General features: G+C 68.7%; 23 protein-coding genes and 3 tRNA genes. 11 read left to right on the plus strand and 15 right to left on the minus strand.

Features of this window, described 5'->3' with window-relative positions; translation table 11 throughout:
* Position 1 precedes the first annotated feature (1 nt).
* Positions 2-1,537, minus strand: a complete 1,536-nt coding sequence (locus BN2660_RS07995; RefSeq protein ID WP_091229844.1) for a sugar transferase — start codon at positions 1,535-1,537, stop codon at positions 2-4.
* 312 nt (positions 1,538-1,849) lie between these two features.
* On the opposite strand from BN2660_RS07995, the gene BN2660_RS08000 reads away from it, so the two are divergent.
* The 3 genes from BN2660_RS08000 (at position 1,850) to BN2660_RS08010 (ending at position 4,741) form a co-directional block, all read left to right on the plus strand.
* The gene (locus tag BN2660_RS08000; protein ID WP_255305083.1) at positions 1,850-3,019 is read left to right on the plus strand and encodes a low temperature requirement protein A; all 1,170 of its coding nucleotides are present in this window, start codon (positions 1,850-1,852) and stop codon (positions 3,017-3,019) included.
* A gap of 175 nt (positions 3,020-3,194) precedes the next feature.
* A complete protein-coding gene (locus BN2660_RS08005; protein WP_091229850.1) occupies positions 3,195-3,479 on the plus strand; it encodes a hypothetical protein in 285 nt (94 codons plus the stop codon).
* Between the two features lie 146 nt (positions 3,480-3,625).
* Positions 3,626-4,741 carry a fatty acid desaturase family protein gene (locus BN2660_RS08010; RefSeq protein ID WP_369690544.1) on the plus strand — a complete coding sequence of 372 codons (1,116 nt, stop codon included), beginning with the start codon at positions 3,626-3,628 and terminating at the stop codon, positions 4,739-4,741.
* Between the two features lie 54 nt (positions 4,742-4,795).
* On the opposite strand, the gene BN2660_RS08015 is transcribed toward BN2660_RS08010, so the two are convergent.
* The 5 genes from BN2660_RS08015 to BN2660_RS08035 all read right to left on the minus strand — a co-directional run bounded on the left by BN2660_RS08015 (position 4,796) and on the right by BN2660_RS08035 (position 10,105).
* Positions 4,796-5,419, minus strand: a complete 624-nt coding sequence (locus BN2660_RS08015; protein WP_091229856.1) for a response regulator — start codon at positions 5,417-5,419, stop codon at positions 4,796-4,798.
* The gene (locus tag BN2660_RS08020) at positions 5,416-6,639 is read right to left on the minus strand and encodes a sensor histidine kinase (RefSeq protein WP_176697139.1); all 1,224 of its coding nucleotides are present in this window, start codon (positions 6,637-6,639) and stop codon (positions 5,416-5,418) included. Before BN2660_RS08020 ends, BN2660_RS08015 begins: the two co-directional genes overlap by 4 nt.
* Positions 6,640-6,722: 83 nt before the next feature.
* Positions 6,723-7,556, minus strand: coding sequence for an ABC transporter permease (locus BN2660_RS08025; RefSeq protein ID WP_091229861.1), 834 nt, complete (start codon positions 7,554-7,556; stop codon positions 6,723-6,725).
* Positions 7,553-8,491 (minus strand): ABC transporter ATP-binding protein, encoded by a 939-nt coding sequence (locus BN2660_RS08030; RefSeq protein ID WP_091229864.1) that lies wholly within the window; start codon positions 8,489-8,491, stop codon positions 7,553-7,555. The genes BN2660_RS08025 and BN2660_RS08030 overlap by 4 nt, the downstream gene beginning before the upstream one ends.
* Positions 8,492-8,638: 147 nt before the next feature.
* Positions 8,639-10,105 carry a coiled-coil domain-containing protein gene (locus BN2660_RS08035; RefSeq protein ID WP_091229867.1) on the minus strand — a complete coding sequence of 489 codons (1,467 nt, stop codon included), beginning with the start codon at positions 10,103-10,105 and terminating at the stop codon, positions 8,639-8,641.
* Between the two features lie 229 nt (positions 10,106-10,334).
* Between BN2660_RS08035 and BN2660_RS16600 the strand changes: the two genes are divergently transcribed.
* Complete coding sequence (locus tag BN2660_RS16600; protein ID WP_176697140.1) at positions 10,335-10,505, plus strand: hypothetical protein; 171 nt, start codon at positions 10,335-10,337, stop codon at positions 10,503-10,505.
* 9 nt (positions 10,506-10,514) lie between these two features.
* Here BN2660_RS16600 and BN2660_RS08040 read toward each other — a convergent pair whose 3' ends face one another.
* Entirely contained in the window at positions 10,515-11,030 is a 516-nt protein-coding gene (locus BN2660_RS08040) for a hypothetical protein (protein ID WP_091229870.1), read from the minus strand.
* Positions 11,031-11,336: 306 nt separating this feature from the next.
* Entirely contained in the window at positions 11,337-11,960 is a 624-nt protein-coding gene (locus BN2660_RS08045; RefSeq protein ID WP_091229873.1) for a GntR family transcriptional regulator, read from the minus strand.
* 267 nt (positions 11,961-12,227) lie between these two features.
* Here BN2660_RS08045 and BN2660_RS08050 point away from each other — a divergent pair, with 267 nt between their 5' ends.
* Positions 12,228-13,355, plus strand: a complete 1,128-nt coding sequence (locus BN2660_RS08050) for an AI-2E family transporter (protein WP_091229875.1) — start codon at positions 12,228-12,230, stop codon at positions 13,353-13,355.
* 29 nt (positions 13,356-13,384) lie between these two features.
* Here BN2660_RS08050 and BN2660_RS08055 read toward each other — a convergent pair whose 3' ends face one another.
* The 4 genes from BN2660_RS08055 to BN2660_RS08070 form a co-directional block, all read right to left on the minus strand.
* Complete coding sequence (locus BN2660_RS08055) at positions 13,385-13,825, minus strand: hypothetical protein (RefSeq protein WP_141651263.1); 441 nt, start codon at positions 13,823-13,825, stop codon at positions 13,385-13,387.
* A 178-nt stretch (positions 13,826-14,003) separates the two neighbouring features.
* Positions 14,004-14,076, minus strand: a tRNA-Phe gene (locus BN2660_RS08060).
* A 68-nt stretch (positions 14,077-14,144) separates the two neighbouring features.
* Positions 14,145-14,218 (minus strand) — tRNA-Asp (locus BN2660_RS08065).
* A gap of 29 nt (positions 14,219-14,247) precedes the next feature.
* A tRNA-Glu gene (locus tag BN2660_RS08070) sits at positions 14,248-14,320 on the minus strand.
* A gap of 211 nt (positions 14,321-14,531) precedes the next feature.
* On the opposite strand from BN2660_RS08070, the gene BN2660_RS08075 reads away from it, so the two are divergent.
* The gene (locus BN2660_RS08075) at positions 14,532-15,926 is read left to right on the plus strand and encodes a M23 family metallopeptidase (protein WP_091229918.1); all 1,395 of its coding nucleotides are present in this window, start codon (positions 14,532-14,534) and stop codon (positions 15,924-15,926) included.
* Positions 15,927-16,042: 116 nt separating this feature from the next.
* On the opposite strand, the gene BN2660_RS08080 is transcribed toward BN2660_RS08075, so the two are convergent.
* A complete protein-coding gene (locus BN2660_RS08080; protein WP_053098719.1) occupies positions 16,043-16,534 on the minus strand; it encodes an inorganic diphosphatase in 492 nt (163 codons plus the stop codon).
* Positions 16,535-16,578: 44 nt separating this feature from the next.
* Positions 16,579-17,214: a TMEM175 family protein gene (locus BN2660_RS08085; protein WP_255305086.1), complete on the minus strand. Its 636-nt coding sequence runs from the start codon at positions 17,212-17,214 to the stop codon at positions 16,579-16,581.
* Between the two features lie 88 nt (positions 17,215-17,302).
* Between BN2660_RS08085 and tilS the strand changes: the two genes are divergently transcribed.
* Entirely contained in the window at positions 17,303-18,289 is a 987-nt protein-coding gene (gene tilS, locus BN2660_RS08090; RefSeq protein ID WP_091229922.1) for a tRNA lysidine(34) synthetase TilS, read from the plus strand.
* Positions 18,290-18,348: 59 nt separating this feature from the next.
* Here tilS and BN2660_RS08095 read toward each other — a convergent pair whose 3' ends face one another.
* Positions 18,349-18,942, minus strand: coding sequence for a DUF937 domain-containing protein (locus BN2660_RS08095; protein ID WP_091229925.1), 594 nt, complete (start codon positions 18,940-18,942; stop codon positions 18,349-18,351).
* Between the two features lie 138 nt (positions 18,943-19,080).
* Between BN2660_RS08095 and hpt the strand changes: the two genes are divergently transcribed.
* From hpt to folP, 4 genes are all read left to right on the plus strand, one after another.
* On the plus strand, positions 19,081-19,632 hold the full coding sequence (gene hpt, locus BN2660_RS08100) for a hypoxanthine phosphoribosyltransferase (RefSeq protein WP_091229929.1): 552 nt from the start codon (positions 19,081-19,083) through the stop codon (positions 19,630-19,632).
* 99 nt (positions 19,633-19,731) lie between these two features.
* Positions 19,732-21,732, plus strand: a complete 2,001-nt coding sequence (ftsH, locus tag BN2660_RS08105) for an ATP-dependent zinc metalloprotease FtsH (protein WP_091229933.1) — start codon at positions 19,732-19,734, stop codon at positions 21,730-21,732.
* Positions 21,733-21,735: 3 nt separating this feature from the next.
* Positions 21,736-22,341 (plus strand): GTP cyclohydrolase I, encoded by a 606-nt coding sequence (gene folE, locus BN2660_RS08110; protein ID WP_091229935.1) that lies wholly within the window; start codon positions 21,736-21,738, stop codon positions 22,339-22,341.
* Entirely contained in the window at positions 22,341-23,165 is an 825-nt protein-coding gene (folP, locus tag BN2660_RS08115) for a dihydropteroate synthase (RefSeq protein WP_091229939.1), read from the plus strand. The genes folE and folP overlap by 1 nt, the downstream gene beginning before the upstream one ends.

Below are 23,165 nucleotides of genomic sequence, written 5' to 3' on the forward strand. Positions count from 1 at the left end.
CTCAGTATGCCCCGCGGGGCTGCACCATGGCCTTGGCGGTGCGCCACATGATCTGCAGGTCGTTCATCACAGACCAGTTCTCGACGTAGCGGAGGTCGAGGCGCACGCTCTCGTCCCACGACAGGTCGCTGCGGCCGGAGACCTGCCAGAGACCCGTGATGCCCGGCTTGATGTACAGCCGACGGAACACCGTGCCGTCATAGGCCGTGACCTCGCTCTGCAGAGGCGGGCGAGGACCCACGACGCTCATGTCTCCGACCAGCACGTTCCAGAACTGCGGCAGCTCGTCGAGCGACAGCTTGCGCAGGATCCGGCCCACGCGGGTGACCCGGGGGTCGTCCTTCATCTTGAACAGGAGGCCCGCGCCCTCGTTCTGCTCCTTGAGCGCTGCGAGCTGCTGCTCGGCATCCGTCTTCATGGAGCGGAACTTGACGATCTTGAAGGTGCGTCCGTCGCGCCCGACCCGCTCCTGCAGGAAGAACAGCGGACCCGGCGAGTCCAGCTTCACGAGCAGCGCGAGGAACGGCGTGATCACCGCGATCGGAATGAGCGCGACCGAGGCGACCGCGATGTCGAGCGCACGCTTGAGGACGTGGCGACCGCCTTCGTACGTGGGGATCTGCACCTGGATGAGCGGCAGCCCCTCGACGGCGGCGAACGAGATCCGCGGGCCGGCGACGTCGGTCAGGCGGCTCGACAGGACCAGCTCCGCCGCGGTGCCCTCGAGCTGCCAGCTGAGCTTCTTGACGAAGTCCGGCTCGCCCTCCGGCCGGCTCGCGACGATGATCGTGTCGGCCCCGAGCTCGGCCGCGACGGTGGCGACCGAGTTCACGTTGCCGATCACGGGGAAGTGCGTGCCGTCGATGTCGACGTCACGGGCGTTGCCGTCGAGGAGGGTGGCGCCCACCACCTGATACCCCGAGGCGCCGATCGGGTGCAGGGTTCGCGCCACGTACTCGACATCGTCCCTGTTGCCGACGACGAGCGTGCGCGAGGCGAACCGCCCCCGCGCACGCTGCGCCGTCAGCCAGTGCCGCCACATCCATCGGGTGATGAGCAGCGCGAGGACACCGAGCGGCAGGCCGACGAGCAGCACGAGCTGCATCGACCGCCAGCCGAGCACGACACTGAGCATGGCCATGATCCCGAAGGCCAGCCCGCTGGCGTGCACCACGCCGCGGTACTCGGTGGCGCTGGCGCGGAACAGCGCTGCATCACGCGTATGCAGAGCGCTGAGCATCAGATACCACAGCGTGGCCAGCGGAATGCCGTGTCGCAGGGCCTCTTCCCCCGCGACACCGGTCATCAGCTGAACAGCTGCGGTGATCGCGACGGCGAAGAGGATGACCCCGGCATCCGAGATCCGCAGTCGCATCCGATAACGCCGTTCCCACTGACGGCGTCGCTCCAGCGTTGCGGACACGCGCGGTGTGACCACCGTATGCGTGACCGACTTGGTGGTGGCTCGCGGTGCGGCGATCGGCGAGAAGACCGACCCCGTGCGAGTGATGCTCAGAGCATCCTCGACGGAAGTCATGCCGAGGCCCCTTGAGCCGTGTATGTACGCAGAATTCCCCAGTGCGCCATGATTTCCCCAGAATTTCCCCAGACCGGAGACCCCACGTCCCCAGCATCGTCTGCATCCCGACCCCTCGGGTCCTGCTGCATCCGTGATCCCACATCACGGGTTGCGTTCACCGTCCCACACGGTGGTGCTGGCAGCAGGCACTGCAGACTTCGTTCACTCTAGCGGAAGGGATCGTTCAGCGGAAGGTAATTCTCGCGAGTGGAGGAAACGGTATTTCGGTATGCCGAACGACAAGTTCGGCCGCGCCGATATTCTGACCGCGTGACCGCTACGACGACACCTCGTTTCCATTTGAGCCGCATGCTCCCGCGCGACCCGGCTCAGCCGCACCGGTCGGCGAGCATGCTCGAGTTGTTCTTCGACCTGGTCTTCGTGGTGGCGGTGAGCATCGCCTCCGCGCAACTGCACCATGCGCTGAGCCACGGTGACTTCGTGCACGGCATCACGTCGTACGCGATGGTGTTCTTCGCGGTGTGGTGGGCGTGGATGAACTTCGCCTGGTTCGCGACGTCGTTCGACACGGACGACTGGTTGTACAGAGTGACGACGTTCGTGCAGATGGGCGGCGTGCTCGTCCTCGCGGCCGGGATCCCCTCGGCCTTCGAGCACGGCGACTTCACGATCCCCGTCATCGGCTACCTCGTCATGCGCGTCGCGATGATCGCCCAGTGGCTCCGCGCCTCGCGCGGAGCGGGCGAGCTGAAGTCCGCGACCCGTCGCTACGCGTTCGGCATCGCTGCCGTGCAGGTGCTCTGGGTGCTGTTCCTGCTCATCCCCTCGGGCCCGCTGCAGCTCGTCGCCTTCGTGGTGTTCGCGCTCGTGGAGATGAGCGTCCCGGTGTTCGCCGAGTACCGCAGGCAGACCCCGTGGCACCCGCATCACATCACCGAGCGGTACGGGCTGTTCACCCTCATCGTGCTGGGCGAGAGCCTGCTCGCCTCCGCCAACGCGATCATCGACGCGCGGAACGAGCTGGACTCCTTCGTGCCGCTCATCTCCATCTCGGTGCTCACGCTCGTGGTCACGGCATCGCTGTGGTGGATCTACTTCTGGCCGCCTCACCACCGCGCGATCACCTCGTTCGGCCGGTCCCTGCGCTACGGCTATACGCACTACCTCGTCTTCGCGGCGGCCGCGGCGTTCTCGGCCGGCATCGAGGTCGAGCTCGACGTGCTCATCCACGAGAGCCACCTGTCGAGCGTCGCGGCGTCGTTCACCGTCACGATCCCGATCGCGATCTTCCTGCTCGGCGTCTGGTGGATCGCGATCCGCGACAACGCGGATCGCGTCGTGAACACGGTGATGCCGATCGGCGCGCTCGTGGTGCTGCTCGATCCCGTCCTGCCCATCCCGGTCGCGGTCACGGCCGGTGTGCTCGTGGTCATCGTCGTCGTCCTGGTGCTGCATCCGCCGGTGGACAGGCGTCGATAGCGCAGACCTGCTAGACTGATGGAGCAGCGTGTGTCATGGCCCCCCTCTAGGCCGCCACGTCGCCACTGATCAGGGCCATTCCGGACCACGCACGTCGATGCGCGTGGAAACCGCCCTCGATCTCACATCTTCGCGGAGCGCTGCGCGCGCCCGCCGCATAGCAATGAGTATCACCATGAGCACGACCACCTTCTCCACCTCCGATCCGTTGACCTGGAAGCAGGCCGACACCGACGTTCACGTCGCGACGCGTGCCGGCGAGTTCGCCGGTTTCGTCGAGTTCGACGGCAGCGCCCATCTCGTCCGTGACCAGCACGGCGTCGACCTCGGCTCCTTCGCATCCCTCGACGACGCGCAGTCCGCTCTCGAGGACTCGCACGCCCGGAAGACGCGGCCGTCGACCTTCCCGTTCACGCTGCCGCGCGCTCTGCGTCGACGGCCGCGGCGGGCCCGGGCCTGACCGTTCCATAGAAGCGACCTGTGAATCCTCAAGGGGTATGAAAGTATTCCGCGAATCGCATAGGCGCCGGGTTAGCCTGAGGTAAGCGTGGGGCGATCTGCCTTGGGCTTCCACAGCTCAAGGGCTCCAATCGACAGGAGAGCACCATCTCCATTTCACAGGTCGAAAAGACCGCCGCCACCCTCGGTCCGGTACGCCAGACGTATTCCGGAAACGCCGAGATCCCCCCGATGGCACATGCCTACAAGCAGGTGTCGCAGGTCATCCGCGAGACCGGGCTGCTGCAGCGCGCGGGCTGGTTCTACATCTTCGTGGCCACCGGGATCGCCGTCGCGCTCGGGGGAGTCATCACGGGATTCATCCTGCTCGGTGACAGCTGGTTCCAGCTCCTCATGGCCGGGGCGCTCGGCATCATCCTCACGCAGGTGGCGTTCCTCGCCCATGAGGCGGCGCACCGCCAGATCCTCAGCTCGGGTCCGGCGAACTTCCGCCTGGCTCGGATCCTCGCCGCCGGCGTCGTCGGCATCAGCTACTCCTGGTGGGATTCCAAGCACACGAAGCACCACGGCAACCCGAACCAAGTGGGCAAGGATCCGGACATCGAGGTCGACACGATCTCCTTCCTCGAGACGGACGCCGCGAAGTCACGCGGCCTGATCCGCATGATCACCCGCAAGCAGGGGTGGCTGTTCTTCCCGCTGTTGACCCTCGAGGGACTCAACCTCCACTTCCTCGGACTCAAGCACCTCGTGACCAGCAAGAAGGCCAAGGGCCGCTGGATCGAGCTCGGCCTGATCGCCCTGCGATTCGCGATCGTCCTCGTGCCCGTCTTCCTCATGCTGCCGCTCGGCATGGCCTTCGCCTTCATGGGCGTGCAGCTCGCGGTGTTCGGCGTCTACATGGGCGCATCGTTCGCCCCCAACCACAAGGGCATGCCGATCATCGACCCGAGCGCCCGCCTCGACTTCTTCTCGAAGCAGGTCCGCACGTCGCGCAACATCCGCGGCGGCTGGTGGGCGACCTGGCTGATGGGCGGCCTGAACTACCAGGTCGAGCATCACCTGTTCCCGAACATGCCCCGTCCGCATCTCTCCAAGGCGCGCGAGGTCGTGCGCGACTACTGCGCGGCGAACAACGTGCCGTACACCGAGACGAGCCTCGGCCGGTCGTACGCGATCGTCATCGAGTACCTCAACAGGGTCGGCCTCGCGGCCCGCGACCCGTTCGACTGCCCGGCATCCGCACAATTCGGTCGCGCCTGAGCCGCGACGCGCACCCGAGCCTTCTGGGTGCGCGTCGTCCCGGCTGCGAGACGTCTAGAGGATCCCGAGTTCCAGGGCGAGGGTGACCGCGCGAGTACGGTCCGACACACCGAGCTTCTCGAACACGTGCAGAAGATGGGTCTTCACGGTCGCCTCGCCGATGAACAGGTCGCGTCCGATCTGAGGGTTGCTGCGCCCGGCAGCCACCAGTCGCAGCACCTCGAGCTCCCGGGCGCTGAGCGCGGGGCGTTCGCGCCGGTCGGAGCGCATGCGGCTCACGAGCGTGGCGGCGATGGCGGGCGCGAGCACCGTATGCCCTTCCGCGACAGAGCGGATGCCGGCGACGATCTCCTCGTGCGGTGCGGCCTTCAGCAGGTAGCCGCTCGCCCCCGCCTCGATCGCGCCCAGGATGTCGTCGTCGGTCTCGTAGGTCGTCAGCACCAGCACCCGCACCTCGGGCAGCTCCTCGGTGATGCGCGCCGTCGCCTCGATGCCGGACGTGCCCGGCATCCGCAGGTCCATCAGCACCACGTCCGGGTGCAGCCGTGCTGCGAGGTCCACCGCCTCCGCGCCGTCAGACGCCTGCGCGACGACCTCCAGCCCGGCGTCGAGGGCGATGAGCCCGACGATGCCGGAACGGACGACGGGATGGTCGTCGGCGACGATGACGCGGATCATGCGGTCTCCTCTGCGCGGGCGGGCGTGAGTGTGGGCGCCGGCGCGGGGACGCGCGAGCGCGGCAGCGGGATCCGGACGGTGAGATCCGTACCGCGTTCGGCACCGTCCGCGATGACCAGGGTTCCGCCGACGAGTGCGACGCGCTCCCTCATGCCGGCGAGGCCGAATCCGCGGTCCTCCTCGATCGACACGCCGCCCAGACCCCGTCCATCGTCACGGATGCGCAGCTCCGCGCCATCCGAGACGGTGAGGTCGATCGATGCGGCACCCGCTCCGGAGTGCTTGCGGACGTTGGCGAGTCCCTCCTGAGCGCAGCGCAGCAGCACCACCTGCACGTCCCGCGGCAGCGCCGCATCCGACGCCCTCACCTCGACCTGCATGCCCGTCTCGCGAGCGAAGCGGTCGCCGAGACGACGGAGGGCGTCTCGGAGCGAGTCCGCCGAGTGCGCGGGCGAGGTGACGGCGACGAGGGCTCGTGTCTCGACGAGGGCTTCGCGCGCGGCGTCCTCGATCAGCTCCAGCGCCGCGGGCGAGCCGTCGAGTCGCGCGCGCTCGGCGAGCATGACGATGCTGGTGAGACTCTGTGCGATCGTGTCGTGGACGTCTCTCGCCAGACGCGCCCGTTCCTCCGTCGCTCCCGCCTCGCGGCTCGCGGTCTCGAGTCCCGTCTGCGCAGCGGTGAGTTCGGCGAGCAGCCGTTGCCGCTCCGCGCCCCATTCGGCGATGCGGGTGATCCACAGTCCGAGCGCCAGGCTGAACGCGGTCGACAGCCCGGCGGTGAGGAACCCGCCGGCCAACGAGTCGTCGGTCAGCCCGCCCCACGCGGCGTAGGCCAGAGCGACGATGACACCGGTCCCGACGGTGACGAGGATCGCCTGCGTCGTCGAGCGCGAGGTCATCCAGATCAGCGGGAGGATCAGCGTCTGCAGGAGCAGCATGTTCGGCTCGATCAGCACCCCTGCAGCAAGGAGCCCGATCATCAGGACCTGCAGCACCGCGGATACCCAGGGAGAGGGATCTTCGATCCCTTCGTGGATGCCCACGTAGGGACGGGCTCCCCAGGCGTATACGAGGAACACCGCGAGGGCGATGCCGATCATCGCCCAGCGCGACCCCGGGAAGCTCTCGGGGATCGCGAAGGAGAGCCCGGCCACCGCGAGGATCAGGGCGGCGGAGGCGATGTCCCACCCCAGGCGTTCCCGGCGGATGATGCTGCTCATACGACCCACTCTCCCACCGTTCCCCTCGCCGCGACGCCCGAAGGACGACGGACCGAGGGGAGCGGACGGATGCCGCGGCGACGTCATCCGTTGCGGCGGATCCAGCGGAAGGTCACCCGGCTGAGGATGACCCCGGCCACGAGCCAGATCGCGAGCACGATAGCGACGAGGCCGAGGTCCCAGTCGCCGCCCGGCTCGGCCGCTGCGAACGAATCGGGAAGGATCGCGGCGCGCATCCCCTGGGCGATCCACTTCAGGGGGAAGACACCGGCGACGTTCTGCAACCACTCGGGGAGTGACGAGAACGCGATGTAGACGCCCGAGATGAACTGGAGCAGCAGCACCACGGGGATCACGACGGCGGATGCGGTCTTGCCGCTCCGGGGCACGGACGACAGGGCGACGCCCAGCAGCGCGCAGGCGAGCAGCCCGAGCACGAACACCCACGCGAACCGGCCCCAGGCTGCGGCATCCGACGGCAGCTCCACCTGGTAGAGCACCACCGCGACCGTGAGCAGCAGGGCGATCTGCAGGATCGCCGTGACGAACACCTCGCCGATCTTCCCGATGAAGTACGTCGCGGGGGAGATCGGGGTGCTGCCGAGGCGCTTCAGGGTTCCGTCGCTCTTCTCGACGGCGATCTCGATCGACAGCCCCTGCACGCCCGAGAGGAAGATGCCACCGGCCACGAGACCGGGCAGGTAGTAGGTCGCCATGCTGACGGCGTCGGCGCCCTGGCCGACGTCGCCGGTGAAGATGGTCGCGAAGATCAGGTACATCACGGTCGGGAACAGGAAGGTGAAGAAGACCTGGTCTCCGGCACGGAAGTACTGGCGCAGCTCGAAGCCGATCCTGCGGACGCCCAGACGGATGGTGCGCAGGAGCCCGAAGCGGACGGGCGTGGTCACGGCGGTCATGCCGACTCCTTCAGGTCGATGGTGCTGTCGTCGGCGGCGGTTCGCATCTGCGCCGTTCCGGTCGCCGACGCATCCGGTTCCACGACGGTGGGGGCATGCTCGCGAATGAGCTCGAAGTAGACGTCCTCCAGCGTGGGGCGCACCACCTCCAGGGCCTCCGGCTCGCCCTCGGCGCGCAGCAGCCCGGCGACCAGTGCGCCCGGCGTAGACGTCCGGCGCTCGTGCAGTGTCCCGTCGGCATCACGCCAGCGCACCAGCGGAGTGCGGGCCTCGGCGCCCCCGAGCTCGTCCATCGGCCCGATCGCGACGAGCGAGCCCCCGGTGATCACCCCAGCGCGGTCGGCGAGCTGGGCGGCCTCGTCGAGGTAGTGCGTCGTGAGGAGGATGCTGGTCCCCTCGGCCTTGAGCGAGCGGATGAGTTCCCAGAATTGCCGCCGCGCCTCGGGATCGAAGCCGGTGGTGGGCTCGTCGAGGAAGAGCAGCTCGGGTCGGCCGATGATGCCCAGCGCGACGTCGAGTCGGCGCTGTTGACCGCCCGAGAGCCTGCCCGCTCGGGTGCGCTGCTTGTCCTCCAACCCGACCGCGGCGATGACCTCGTCGATGTCGCGGGGGCGAGGGTAGTAGCCCGCGAACTCGGTGAGGAGCTCTCGTACCGTGAAGCTCCCCGCCTCTCCGGTCGACTGCAGCACGATGCCGAGGCGCGCCTTCCAGTCGAGACCGCCGCGCTGCGGATCCACCCCCAGCACCCGGACCTCGCCGGACGTGCGATGGCGGTAGCCCTCGAGGATCTCGATCGTCGTCGATTTGCCTGCGCCGTTGGGCCCGAGCAGCGCGAACGTCTCGCCGCGACGGATGTCGAAGCTGATGCCGTCGACCGCGACGAAGCCGCCGTACTGCTTGCGGAGGTCTCGGACCTCGATCACGCTGTCTGTCATGCATCCCAGCGTCCCAGTGCGGGGGGCGTCAGCGGTAGCGGTCGGGCGGCGGACCGCGGCATCCACCGACCGGTGGATGCCGGCGGCCATGACACGAGGGCGCGAGCGGATCGTCCGCTCGCGCCCTCGGCTGTCAGAGGCGGATGCTCAGCGGGTGGCCTTGTCGTCGGACTCGACGACCTCGATCGTGATCTTGCCGTCGATGGTCTCCGCGTTCTCATCGAGGATCTCGTCGTCGAGGGCCTCGTCGCCGCGGAACTCGTCAGAACCCGCCGTGTCCTCGTCGTCGTCGATCACCTCGGCGTGGACGGTCTCGAGGTCGTCGGCGTCGTCTGCGAGCTCGGCATCGGCACCGGCCGTGGCCGCAGCGGCTGCGCTCGCCGCAGCGGGCGCGGCCGGAGAGGAGGAGGCGACGGTCGTCGACTGCTCGTCGCTGAAGATGCCGTCGGGGCGGATCAGCTCGCGCACCTCGGCCATGAAGCTGGCGAGCTGCTGCTGCTGCCAGCGCAGCTGACGGGCGTGGTCCTCGGCGTCTCGGAGCACCGTGGAGGTGTGCGAGGTGACGGAGTCGACGATCTTCTGCGACTTCACGCGAGCGCGCTCCAGAGTGTCCCGCGCCCGTACCTGCGCGTCGGCCTCGATCGTCTGCGCCTGCGACCGCATCAGGCGCTCGTAGTCGTCGGCCTTGCCCGAGATCCGCTGCGCGTGATCGAGCGATGCCGCGACCTGCTCGTTCGCGTCGGTGGTGATGCGCTCGGCGTGCGCGACCGCCTGGTTGTGCAGCACGAGGAACTCCTGCTGCGCGTCGTCCTGGCGGCGCGTCAGCGTCTCCTCGAACTCGAGGACGCGGGCGTTCATCTCGCGCACCTCGCGCTCGGCATCCGCCCGGAGCTGAGTGGTCTCCCGCGTGACGAGCGAGCGGAGCGCCGCGGCGCCCTTCTCGGCCTCGGTGCGGATGGCCGTGGCCTCCTGCGTCGCCTGGTGCACGCGCTCGGCGGCATGCGCGGCCTCGCGCTCGATGGTCGCTTCGTGGGCCGTGTACTCGGTCTCGATTCTGAGACGGACCTGGTCGGCGTCGTGCTGAGCCTGGGCGATGATGCGCGTGACGTCGGCGTCCGCTTCGGCACGCTGCGCGGTGACCTCTTCGCGGGCGGCGGCCATGAGGCGGTCGGCCTGCACGGCGGCGTTCTGGATCAGGACGTTCGCCTGCTCTTCGGCGACTCGCAGAATCGCCTCGAACTGCTCACGCGACGGCGCCTCCTGCCCGTCTGCGCGCGGGGTGTCGACGAGCTCGTTCGTCAGGGTCGCGACCTGCTGCTCCGTCTCTGCCGCCTTCGCCTTGACCGCCGTCAGCTCGGCCTCGATCTCTTCTCGAGCAGCCCGAGCCTCGTCGCGAATCTCCTCGACGGTGTCCTCGTGACGGGCCTCCGCGGAGGCGAGGTCGGCCTTCGCCTGCTGCAGCTGGTTGCGCAGCGCGCTCATCGCCGAGTCCACTTCGGCCTTGTCGTAGCCGCGGAAGGAGGCGGTGAAGCCGCCCGACTGCTCACGAGGGTCAGCGTCGATCAGCTTGTCGAAGAAGTCCGGAGTGCGGTCGTCGGAGGGTGTTTCGCTCATGGTCAGCCTTTCTGGCAGGGCCGTGACGTTGACCGGAGGGCTCACGCGGGCCGAAGGAGGAGGGTGCGCGGTCCACGGGACGGCAGGTTCGCGGAGGAGGCGCGCTGACAAGCCTAGCTTCGGACGCCTGGAGATGTGCGGTGGCATCGTGGCGCCCGCCTGTCAAGAGTCCTGTGCAGAGAGGGAGGAGCGCGCGATGCTGGGTGCCCACGAACCAGAGGAGATCAGGATGTCGGATCCGAAGACGTACCCCGAGGACTCGGGCCCCTTCCACCCCGATGAGGTCGACGGTGTCGACGAGGGGATCAGCGAGCTCGAGGATGCGGGCTCGAGCGATCCGCATGGGAACGACGAGGACGCGCGCGAGCCGGACGTGAACGCGGAGGACAGCGCGGACTGAGTCCCTCGTTCAGCCGTCTTCGACGGCGGTCCAGACCGGATCTGCACCGGACCCGCGGTCGAAGCGGAGCGGGGATCCTTCCGTCGTCTCGATCGCTCGTTCGCGCGCCCCCGACTGCACCCGGTCGCGGAGCTCGGACCAGAACCCCCAGCTGTTCGGCATCCCGGGGTACTCGCGGAACCGCACGACCTCGAGTCGGGTGCCGCCGTCGACCTCGACGAGCCGCGCGACGGCATCGTCGGGCTCCGCGAAACGGATGCCGTAGGTGCCGTCGGGCAGTGGGGTGAACGCGCGCGGATGCTGCAGCGCGATCGAGTCGACGAGTTCGCGGACCACCGGCTCGGGGGCGAGGACCACGAGGGTCGTGCCGAGGGTGTCGAGCGCCGCGGCAGTGCGGGGCTCGGTGAGCCGTCGCTCCTCCCGGTCCGCGGCCGTCGCCGACGATCTCCGAACCCATCGGGGGAGGAGCATCGCCAGCACGATGACGACGGCGATCAGGGCGATGTAGAGGAGCGGGCTGTCCACCTCCCCAACCTACGGGTAGGCGGCGCAAGATGCTCAGCCGCATAGCAGCGGAGCCGCCGTCAGTCAACGGTTCGGCTCGGATGAGGGTCGCGGGGGTCGCGCGACCTACGCTGGAGACACAACGAGCCGCGATCACGCGCTCTGCGTCGGTCGAACCAGACGGTGCCCTCGAGTTCTCTCTCGGTCTCAGGCACTCACATGGGGGTGGGTACGCGTGCGGACCTTCTCGTCGGCTGCTCCGGTCCTCCATGTTCGGGCATGGAGGACCGGGACCAAGCGTCTCGGCGCCGCCCGGTCAGCGAGCGTCTACTTGAGCGACAGCATGCGCCGGACCGCGCTGATCCCGGCGGTCGCACTGCGGGCACGCATCGCCGATTCGAGCTCCTCCAGCGACTCGCGGGTGTTCGCCCGGGGCTCTCCGAGATAGAGGTCGCGGAACACGAGGTACCAGAAGTCGCTGAGCAGCAGGCGGTACAGGTCGTTGAGAGCCCGCTCCGTGAGGAACGTGAACAGCGCGACGTGGGCCTCGATCCATCCCTTGCCGGTCTCGACCGAGTCCATGGCGTCGCGGATGAGTTCGCTGGCGAGCTCGAGGTCGCGGTCGGACAGCGCGAGCGCGGCCTCTCTGATGATCTCCTCGCCGTGCGCCGCGGCGAACTCCCGCGTCACGCGGGAGCGCTCGTCGGTGATGTCGGTCACCATCGAGTAGCGGTTGGCGTGCACCTCCATCAAGCCGGCCCGCGCGAGGCGCTGCACGGCCTCACGCACCGGTGTGCGGGTGACGCCGAGGTCCTCGGCGATGGTCTTGTCGCTGAGTCGCTCACCCGGTGCGTAGGTGCCGTCGGCGATGAGAGTCGCCAGACGGCGGAACAGCTCTTCGGCGCCGAGGTTCCGCTGCGCCCCAGACGCGACGGGTACTTCCATTCCCATACATGAAACTCTACGGCGATGGAGGTCCTATGGGGCATATCAATATCCTGGGATCCAGCGCCGGCCTGGATCGCCCGCGTGGACGCCCGCGGGGGTTGCGCATATGAGAAGCGGGCGGTACGCGCGCACGTATAGAAGGAATGCCCCACAGGCTCGACGGACTCCCTCCATCGGACTCGGAAGACCTGAGGGGAATGGGCCGACGGATTGCTAGATTTGCTGTCACGACGCACACGACGCACACGGCGCCGGTGAGGGGAAGAACGCATGTGGGGACTGTTCCGCCAGCCGGAGACGCCGGTGATCGTACGACCACCGGATTCGCGACTGTGGTCGCGGGGATTCGGTGTCGTCGCCACACGCAGCGTGCAGATCCTCGCGGTCCTCGCCGTGGTCGCTGTGGGCGTCCTCGTGGTCACGCAGCTGTCGCTCGTGTTCATCCCGGTGACGATCGCACTGGTGCTGGCCTGCGCCATCCATCCCGTCGTGAGCTTCCTGCGCCGACGTGGTGTCCCGTCGATCCTCGCCACCTGGATAGCTCTCATCACCATCATCGCGATCCTCGGCACCGTCGTCTGGGTGATCGTCCTCACGGTGCGCTCGCAGTGGGATGACCTGGTCGAATCCGCCACGGACGGCATCGTCCAGGTGACCGCGTGGCTCGACACTCTGCCGTTCGACCTCGAGGCGGTCAACCTCGACGACGTGTGGGCCAGCGTGACCGACTTCCTCACGAGCGCGTCCTTCGGACGCGGCGCTCTCGCGGGAGTCTCCGCCACCGCGAGCTTCGTCACGGGCCTCCTGCTGATGATCGTGGTGCTGTTCTTCTTCCTCAAGGACGGACCGCGCATCTGGGAGTTCATGCTGCGTCCGTTCACCGGCCAGAGCTACGCCCGTGCCCGCCGCATCGGCGACAAGTCGGTGGAGGTGTTCGGCGGCTACATCCGCGGCACCGCGATCATCGCCGCGGCCGACGCGATTGGCATCGGCATCGGCCTCGCGATCCTGCAGATCCCCCTCGCGCTGCCCCTCTCGGTCATCGTCTTCCTGACGGCGTTCATCCCGCTCGTGGGCGCCACTGCAGCGGGCATTCTCGCGGCTCTGGTGGCACTCGTGACGCACGGCCCCGTCGCGGCTCTGATCGTGGTCGGGATCGTCGTGCTGGTGAACCAGCTGGAGGGCAACTTCCTGCAGCCGGTCGTGATGGCCCGGTCGCTCAAGCTGCACGCTCTCGTCATCCTGCTCGCCCTGACCGCCGGCACGATCCTCGGGGGCATCGTCGGTGCGGTGCTGTCGGTGCCGCTGGCGGCGGCTGCCTGGGGTGTCATCACGGTGTGGGACGGCCCGCACACGCCCGCTCGTCCCTTCAGGAAGAAGCGGCCCGAGACGGTATAGCGAAGGGGTGAAGCCCCAAGGCTGAGAAGTCACTCCGCGGATGCGGCGCTCCGCTCCTCCTCCGAGTTCGGCGTCCAGCCGTACCAGCCGTCGCCGGTGGACATCACGCTCCAGTCGCCGCAGGCGAAGACCGTCTCCGCGGCGTACGGGTCCGGTGCGTCGTCGAGCGCCCAGGCGGGTGCCGAGAACCGTTCCACCTCGACGCAGCCGTCGGGGAGCGCGGAGTCGCTCGTGAGCAGGACCACCGCCTCGGCGGCATCCTCGAGCGTCGACGTCCGCACGGTGATCTCGCCGGCGTCGGCGGGGAGCCAGTCCGCGTCGACCTCCGCGCGCTCATCGAAGGCCGCGACATCCTCGAACGACGATGTCGCCTGCTTGTGGACGAGGCTGTCGTAGGCGGAGCATCCGGTCAGAGACAGCATCCCCGCGAGGATCAGGGCGGGGGCGAAGAAAGCGACACGAGCATTCATGCGTCCAGCCTCGTCGGCGGGGAGCGCGGAGGCATCGTGCGTGCGAGGTATCGGCATCCGTCTGGCGGATGATCCTCGTGCGGCACTCCCGGTGCTCGAGTCGGGCCAGGGAAAAGCAAAACCCCCGCCATGTAGAAGCTAGGCGAGGGTTTCTAAGGTGATTGTAATGATCACCCTGTGGCTCCGACGGGCGTCGATCCCGTGACCTCACGATTTTCAGTCGTGCGCTCTACCAACTGAGCTACAGAGCCGTGCGACCGGCGAACCTGTCGCACCTAGACGAGAGGCCCTCTTCGAGAAAAGGGCCTGTCGCTTAGAGCGACCCTGACGGGACTTGAACCCGCGACCTCCGCCGTGACAGGGCGGCACGCTAACCAACTGCGCTACAGGGCCATACTTGTTTTCAATTGTATCGGAAGGAGTGACCCCAACGGGATTCGAACCCGTGCTACCGCCGTGAAAGGGCGGCGTCCTAGGCCGCTAAACGATGGGGCCGAAGTCTGTCCCGGGGGACTTCCTTGCCGACGCTCAAGCATAAGGGATCCGTCAGCCAAAATGCGAATCGAGGGCGAGCCTGCCACTTCCCGGGCGTGTTCAGGAGGAGGATGGAAGTCGATCGCCGTGCCGAAGGCAACGACATCGCACCTGTTGCTGATGTGAATGTTGTTGTTAGTGTGGCAAGTGTGAATCCGGCGGAAGGGGCCGTGTGACCGACAAGCATTCTCCGCTGGATGCTGCCTCCGCGGCGGCGTCCGAGGACTGCGGCTGCGCGCCCACGCCCGCCGAGGGAAGAGCCTTCTGGCAGAAGGGCGGCGTCAGCCGTCGAGGCGCCCTCGGGCTCGGGATCGGCGCACTCAGCGTCGTCGCCCTCAGTGCTTTCGGTGTCACCTCGGGCGTGACCGCCGCCTACGCCGCGTCGTACCCCAGCTGGGACGACGTGCAGAACGCGATGCGCAACGAGTCCGCCAAGGCCGCGGAGATCACGCGCATCGAGAGCCTGATCCAGGCGCTCACGCAGAAGGTCGCCGAGACGCAGGCTGCCGCAGAAGCAGCCGGTGCCGAGTTCGACGCGGCCCAGATGGCGTACTTCGACGCGATCGCCGCCGCGGAGGAACTGCAGGGGCAGGCCGACGCCCAGGCCGCGGTGGCAGACGAGGCCACCCGCAAGGCCGCTCAGCTCGCGGCGCAGCTGTACCGCAACGGCGGCGACGACACGGCGCTCGAGCTGTTCTTCTCCGGGTCCGCCGACAATGCCGACGAACTCCTGTCGCGCCTCGGCACGATGGACAAGGTCTACCAGTACAACCAGACGGTGCGCGACAAGGCCGCCGCCGCGCGCGATGCCGCCCAGTCGCTCAGCGACCAGGCCGTCGTCGCGAGGACCGAGCGCGACCGTCTTCAGCAGATCGCCGAGCAGAAGATGATCGCGGCGCAGGAGGCGGCGGACGCCGCCCAGGCAGCGCTCGACGAGCAGTCCGCCAACCTCGCCACGATGCAGGCCCAGCTGGCCGCGCTGCGCGACCAGACGGCCACCACGGTCGCCGCCTACCAGGAGGGCGAGCGCATCCGTGCCGAAGAGGAGCGCAAGCGCCGCGAGGCCGAGGCGGCGGCTGCCGCAGCGGCAGCCGCGGCCGCAGCAGCCGCAGGTGGCGGTGGCGGTGGTGGCGGCGGCGGGGGCGGTGGCGGCGGCACCGGAGGTTGGGTGCGACCGCATGGCGGGTACCGCAGCGCCGGATACGGCTCGCGTCCCAAGCCGTGCGCAGCCTGCTCCGGCTACCACTACGGTGTCGACCTCGCGAACGGCTGCGGAGCGGCGATCTTCGCCGCCCAGTCGGGCACCGTCGACTACGCAGGCCCCAAGGGTAACTACGGCAACTACATCCGCATCCAGCACGGCGGCGGCATCGCCACGGGGTACGCCCACATCAAGCCGGGCGGATTCGCCGTGCGCAACGGCCAGTGGGTCAGCTCGGGCCAGGTCATCGCCTACGCGGGCAACACCGGAGCCTCGGTGGGCTGCCACCTGCACTTCGAGGTCTACATCAACGGGGCGTACACGAACCCGATCTCCTTCATGGCCGGCAGGGGCGTCTCGGTCTGACCCGCACTCCTCCCGCCACGCAGAAGACCCCCGGCCGCTGAGCGGACCGGGGGTCTTCGCTTCGACAGGCTCATCGGCCGATCGACGGGCTGGGTGGCCCTGCGGATCGATGCGGGTCAGTGACCCTGCTCGCCGAATCGCACGATGGCCTCGTCGAGGATGCGCTGCGCCTCGGCGGCGTCGCCCCATGCGTCGACCTTGACCCACTTGTTGGGCTCGAGGTCCTTGTAGTGCTCGAAGAAGTGCTCGATCTCCTTCTTCGTGTACTCCGCGACGTCGCCGATGTCCTGGATGTGGGCCCAGCGGGGGTCCTTCGACAGCACGGCGACGAGCTTGTCGTCGCCACCGGCCTCGTCGCTCATCTTGAGCACGGCCACGGGACGGACCTCGACGACGACGCCCGGGTAGATGGCGTGGTCGAGCAGCACGAGCACGTCGAGCGGGTCGCCGTCCTCGCCGAGGGTGTTGTCGAAGTAGCCGTAGTCGGCCGGGTAGCCGAACGTCGTGTAGAGCACACGGTCGAGGTGCACTCGTCCGGTCTCGTGGTCGACCTCGTACTTCACGCGGCTGCCGCGCGGGATCTCGATGACGGCGTCGTGTGCGCCCATGCGTGTGTGCTCCTCAGAAAGACGGTTGGATGCCGCGCACTAGCCTACCCGCGGGACGCGCGCGACAGGATGCGCTGGAGGACGTGAGCGACGGGCGCGGTGAGGGCGACGAGAAGGAGGGAGAAGTAGCCGATCGACGGTACCGTGACGGCGAGCGCGAGCGCGAGCATGAAGAGGATCGCCGAGGCGGCGTCGCCGAGGATGCCTCCCGTCAGTGCACCGCTCGGGTGGTCGCTGAGATCGCGGTGCCGCAGCAGGTACCACTTCGCGGCCAGCGTGATCACCTGCGTGGCCAGCAGCGTTCCGATATAGATGACGGACTGCAGGGCGTCGGGCGGCAGCTGCCCGATCATCGCCGTGGCCACGGGCAGCCAGACAATGGTGAAGAGCCAGATCACGTTGATCCAGACCAGCGGCGTCGTGATCCGGTGCACCCGGCTGTAGACGCGGTGGTGCTCCATCCAGAACGTCGCGATCAGCAGAAAGCTCAGCGCGAAGCTGACGAGCTGCCCCCGATGCTCCTCGAGGAACTCCAGGGTCGTGATGCGCGAGTCCGCGGCGTCCGACGCGGATTCCATCAACGGCAGGATGAGCAGGGTCATCGCGATGGCGACGACCGCGTCGACGAATGCGGTGAAGCGCTCCGGGCTCAGCCTGGCCTGCGGGGAATCGGTGGACACGGCATCAGGCTAGGGCGCGCAGCACCGCGGGGGAAGGGAGCCCGCCCGCCCCGTCAGCCCGAGGGCCGAGGTCGTCTACCGTGGAACCGTGCCGTCGCTCTCACCCGCCATCGCCGAGATCCGCCTCGCCGTGCGCTCCGCGCTCGCCGAGCTTCCCGAGGGATCGACGGTCGTCGTCGCCCTGTCCGGAGGAGCCGACTCGCTCGCACTCGCTGCCGCGACCGGCTTCGAGGCGCCGAAGCTCGGCCTCGGGGCCGAGACCGTCACGATCGACCACGGTCTGCAGGACGGGTCGGATGCCGTGGCCGCGCGTGCCGCGCAGGCGGCCGAGACCCTCGGGCTCGGAGCGCGGGTGACGCGCGTGGACGTGGGTGCGGACGGCGGTCCGGAGGCGGCGGCGCGGGACGCGCGGTATCGGGCTCTCGCCGATGCCGCGCGGGATGTCGGAGCCGTCGGCGTCCTGCTCGGGCACACCCTCGACGACCAGGCGGAGACGGTGATGCTCGGGCTCGCTCGCGGGTCCGGGGCGACGAGCCTCCAGGGAATGGCGCCGACGCGGACGGACGACGACGGACTCCGCTGGATCAGACCCCTTCTCGGGGTGCGGCGCGCGACGACGCGGGCGTTCTGCGCAGCATCCGCCCTCGACGTCTGGGACGACCCGCACAACTCTGACGACCGATTCGCCCGCGTGCGCGTGCGGGATCGGGTGCTGCCCGTCCTGGAGGCGGAGCTCGGACCGGGCATCGCCGAAGCCCTCGCCCGCACCGCGGAGCAGCTGAGGGAGGACGCCGAGGCGTTCGACGACATGATCCACGAGACGATCGAGGACATCGTCGAGCATGCGGAGGCCGGCATCTCCGTCAGCGCCGCCGCTCTCGCGGCGAACCCCGCCGCTCTGCGCAACCGCATCATCCGCCTCGTCGTCGACAGCGAGTTCGGAGTGAGCCTGACGCGGCTGCAGACCCTCGAGGTGGCGCGACTCGCGACCGGGTGGACAGGTCAGGGTCCTATCGACCTGCCGGCGTGCTCCGCGGCACGCATCGGCGGACGCATCGTCTTCACCGCTCGCTGAGCCGGGCGAGCGCGGTCGAGCCGGGTGAGCGAACGCGTCGCCCGCCCGGCCCGTCGTGCCTACTTCTTGCCGCCGAGGAGTCCGCCGAGGATGTCGCCGATGCCGCCACCGCCGGAGGAGGACTTCCCGCCGCCGAGGATGCCCCCGAGGATGTCGCCGATGCCGCCACCGCCCGACGACGAGTTCCCGCCGCCGAGGATCCCGCCGATCACGTCGCCGATCCCGCCACCCTGCCCGGCCTCGGCGGTGCCGCCCTGCGGCGTCTTCTTCTTGGTCGCGTTGGCGATGAGCCCCATGACGATGGGAGCGAGGATGGGGAGGAGCTTGCCGAAGTCGATGCCTGGGGTCTTCTCCGACTCGGTGAGCTTCTGCGTGACCTCGTCCTTCTCCGACCCGAGGATGTGCGAGACGATCTTGCCGCCGTCCGCCTGATCGATGTCGTCGACGGAGGCGGCGCCGGTGGATCCCTCGTGCCGCTTCAGCGCGTTCTCGATCGCAGAGGAGCCCTCGGTGGTGGAGGCGTTCTTCGCGAGTCCGCCCAGGAGCACCGCTCCGCCCTGTTCGACCGCGGTCTTCGCCTCTTCGCGCGAGACGCCGAGCTTCGCGGCGATGTCGTCGATCGGGACCTGCTTCAGGATGTCGTCGAGAGCCATGGAGATTCCTTCCGTCGGTGGGCGTCAGCCCGTCTCACCGCCCAGAGTAGTGCGGGACCAGGACGCTCTACCGGAATACTGCGGGGGCGTCGAGGGGCCGGGGACCGAGCATCGACAGACGTCGCCTAAAATCGATCCATGCGCGCCGCGGAAATCCAGGACGACCTTGCCCAGATCCTCGTCACGGAGGAGGAGATCCTCGCCAAGCTCGATGAACTCGCCGCCGAGGTGGCGGAGGACTACGCGGGCAAGGACCTGATCCTGGTCGGAGTCCTCAAGGGAGCGGTCATGGTCATGGCCGATTTCGCGCGTGCACTGCCGTTCCACGCGCCGATGGACTGGATGGCCGTCTCGAGCTACGGCGCGAGCACGAAGTCGAGCGGCGTCGTGCAGATCCGCAAGGACCTCGACACCGATCTCAACGGCAAGCACGTGCTGATCGTCGAGGACATCATCGACTCCGGTCTCACCCTGAGCTGGCTGCTGGAGAACTTCGGCTCGCGTGGTGCCGCGTCGATCGAGGTGCTCGCTCTGCTGCGCAAGCCCGAGGCGGCGAAGGTGCACATCGACTGCCGGTACGTGGGCTTCGACATCCCCACGGACTTCGTCGTCGGCTACGGACTCGACTATGACGAGCGCTACCGCAACCTCCGCGACGTGGCCGTGCTCGCGCCCCACGTCTACAGCTGACACGCGCAGCCACCCGGTGGCTGCCGAGCGTGTCGAACGGTACGCCGTGGGTGAACGCACAGCAGGCACCTAGCGCTCCCGCGATACGCTGATCCGACCATGGATGTCAAGAAGCTCACGCGGAATCCGCTGATCTACGTCGCTCTGATCGGTCTGCTGCTGTTCGGCGGCTTCCTCCTGATCTCGAACCTCGGCGCTCCGAAGCAGATCACGACCCAGGAGGGTCTCGAGCTGCTCTCGGGCAAGACCGTGACCGAGGTCGTGAACACGGACGGCGACCAGCGCGTGGACATGACGCTCTCCAAGGCCTTCGAAGGCTCCGAGAACGTCCAGTTCTACTACGTCGATGCTCGCGCCGAGGAGGTCGTGAAGGCGATCAACGCCGCCGACCTCAAGGACGGCTTCAACGACGCCGTGCCGCGTGCGACCTGGTTCGACGGCATCCTCTCCCTCCTCCTCCCGCTCGTCCTGCTCGGCCTGCTCTTCTGGTGGCTGCTGTCGTCGATGCAGGGCGGCGGCAGCAAGGTCATGCAGTTCGGCAAGTCCAAGGCGAAGCTCGTGAACAAGGAGACCCCGACGGTCACCTTCGCCGACGTCGCCGGTGCCGACGAGGCGATCGAGGAGCTCCACGAGATCAAGGAGTTCCTGCAGGATCCCGCGAAGTTCCAGGCCATCGGCGCCCGCATCCCGAAGGGCGTGCTCCTGTACGGCCCTCCCGGAACGGGCAAGACCCTGCTCGCCCGCGCGGTCGCGGGCGAGGCCGGCGCTCCCTTCTACTCGATCTCGGGATCCGACTTCGTCGAGATGTTCGTCGGCGTCGGCGCCTCTCGCGTGCGCGACCTGTTCAACCAGGCGAAGGAGAACGCCCCGGCGATCATCTTCATCGACGAGATCGATGCCGTCGGCCGTCACCGCGGTGCCGGTATGGGCGGCGGAAACGACGAGCGTGAGCAGACGCTCAACCAGATGCTCGTCGAGATGGACGGCTTCGACCCGAACGCCAACGTCATCGTGATCGCGGCGACGAACCGCCCCGACATCCTCGACCCCGCGCTGCTGCGCCCCGGCCGCTTCGACCGTCAGATCGGCGTCGACGCCCCCGACCTCAGGGGCCGCCAGAAGATCCTCGAGGTGCACAGCAAGGGCAAGCCGCTGGCCAAGAGCGTCGACCTCGAGGTCGTCGCCCGCAAGACGCCCGGCTTCACGGGTGCCGACCTCGCCAACGTGCTCAACGAGGCCGCTCTGCTGACCGCCCGTTCGAACGCGCAGCTGGTTGACAACCGGGCGCTCGACGAGGCCATCGATCGCGTGATCGCCGGCCCGCAGCGTCGCACCCGCGTCATGAAGGACCGCGAGAAGCTCATCACCGCCTACCACGAGGGCGGCCACGCGCTCGCCGCGGCCGCGATGAACTACACCGACCCGGTCACGAAGATCACGATCCTGCCGCGCGGCAAGGCTCTCGGCTACACGATGGTGCTGCCGCTCGACGACAAGTACTCCGTCACCCGCAACGAGCTGCAGGATCAGCTGACCTACGCGATGGGCGGCCGCGTCGCCGAGGAGATCGTCTTCCACGACCCGACCACGGGCGCCTCGAACGACATCGAGAAGGCGACCTCGATCGCCCGCAAGATGGTCATCGAGTACGGCATGACGACGCAGGTCGGACCGGTCAAGCTCGGCAGCGAAGGCGGCGACGTGTTCGTGGCCCGCGACATGGGCCGTGGCCGCGAGTACTCCGAGAAGGTCGCCGAGCGAGTGGATGCCGAGGTGCGCGCGCTCATCGAGCAGGCCCACAACGAGGCGTACGAGGTGATCAGCGCCAACCGCGACATCCTCGACCGGCTCGCGCTGGCGCTCCTCGAAGAGGAGACCCTCGACCACAACCAGATCGCCGAGATCTTCACCGAGATCAAGAAGCTGCCCGAGCGTCCGCTCTGGCTCTCGAGCGAGGACCGCCCGGTCTCCGAGGTGCCGCCGATCGAGGTGCCGAAGAAGGTCGTGCCCGTCGCAGCGTCGGTCGAGGCCCCGGCGGTCGCCCCGCGCACCCAGCCGGGATCGGCGGGTGCCGGTCAGGCTCGACCAGCGACGGCGTGACCCGTGACCGTCGACCGCGCACGCGTCGAGCGGCTCACGCGGGAACTCCTCGAGGCGATCGGGGAGGATCCCGACCGTCCGGGGCTGAAGCAGACCCCCTCGCGCATGGCCGACCTGTACTCGGAGTTCTTCGCCGGGGTGGGGGAGGATCCCGCGGCACCTCTCGCGCACACGATCAGCGTCTCGCGAGGCCCGGCGCCTGACACGCTGCCGTCCGGTGCGGTGCTGCTCCGCGACATCCGCTTCCGATCGGTCTGCGAGCATCACCTCCTGCCGTTCGCTGGGCGCGCGCACATCGCGTATCTCCCGGGTGAGCAGGTCGTCGGGCTGGGCGCACTCGTGCGTGTGGTCGAGACGCTCGCCACGCGCCCTCAGGTGCAGGAGCGCCTCGGCGAGCAGATCGCCGACACGATCGCGGAGCACCTCGACACCCGCGGCGTCCTCGTCGTGCTCGACGCGAGCCACGGTTGCGTGACCATGCGCGGCGGGCGCCAGCCCGAGGCGTCGACCCTGACGATCGCTGCGCGAGGCGAGTACACGGACGCCGTCGCGCGCGCCGAGCTCATCACGCTGATCGGCTCGTCCGCAGGCTCGGGATTCACCCACTGATGACGGGGATCTGGGGAATCGTCAACGTCACCCCCGACTCGTTCAGCGACGGTGGGCGGTATCTCGACGTCGACCGCGCCGTCGCGCACGGCCTGCGGCTGCGGGATGACGGCGCCACCGTGCTCGACATCGGGGGCGAATCGACCCGACCGGGCGCGGAGCGCGTCGGCCCGGATGTCGAACAGCAGCGCGTGCTTCCGGTGATCGAGCGACTCGTCGCCGCCGGCGCTCCGGTCAGCATCGACACGTTCAACGCGTCGACCGCGATCGCCGCGGTGCGCGCCGGCGCGCGGATCGTCAACGACGTCTCCGGAGGGCTCGCCGATCCCGACATGCTCGCGGCGGTGGCCGGATCCGGTGCCGACTACGCGATCGGGCACTGGCGCGGCTTCTCCGACGACATGTACGCGCACGCGGAGTACCGGCGCACCGCCCGAGAGGTGGCGGGGGAGCTGCAGGAGCGCGTCGGCCGTGCCGCGGCATCCGGCATCGCCCCGTCCCGCCTGATCGTCGACCCCGGCATCGGGTTCGCGAAGGCGGGATCGCAGAACTGGGATGTCCTGCGCGGCCTCGACGAGATCGTGAATCTCGGCCCCCGCGTGCTCATCGGGACATCGCGCAAGCGGTTCCTCGCCGAGACCCTGCGACGCGCCCAGGACACGAACGGTGCGGACGCGGACGCGGAGATCTCGGAGGAGCGCCGCGATCTCGCGACCGCCGTCACCAGCGCGCTCGCCGTGCGCATGGGAGTCTGGGCGGTGCGGGTGCACGACGTCGCCGCGACGCGTGACGCCCTCGCCATCGCGCACGCCTGGGAGGGGTAG

The organism is Microbacterium sp. 3J1, assembly GCF_001049495.1.
Taxonomy (GTDB): domain Bacteria; phylum Actinomycetota; class Actinomycetes; order Actinomycetales; family Microbacteriaceae; genus Microbacterium.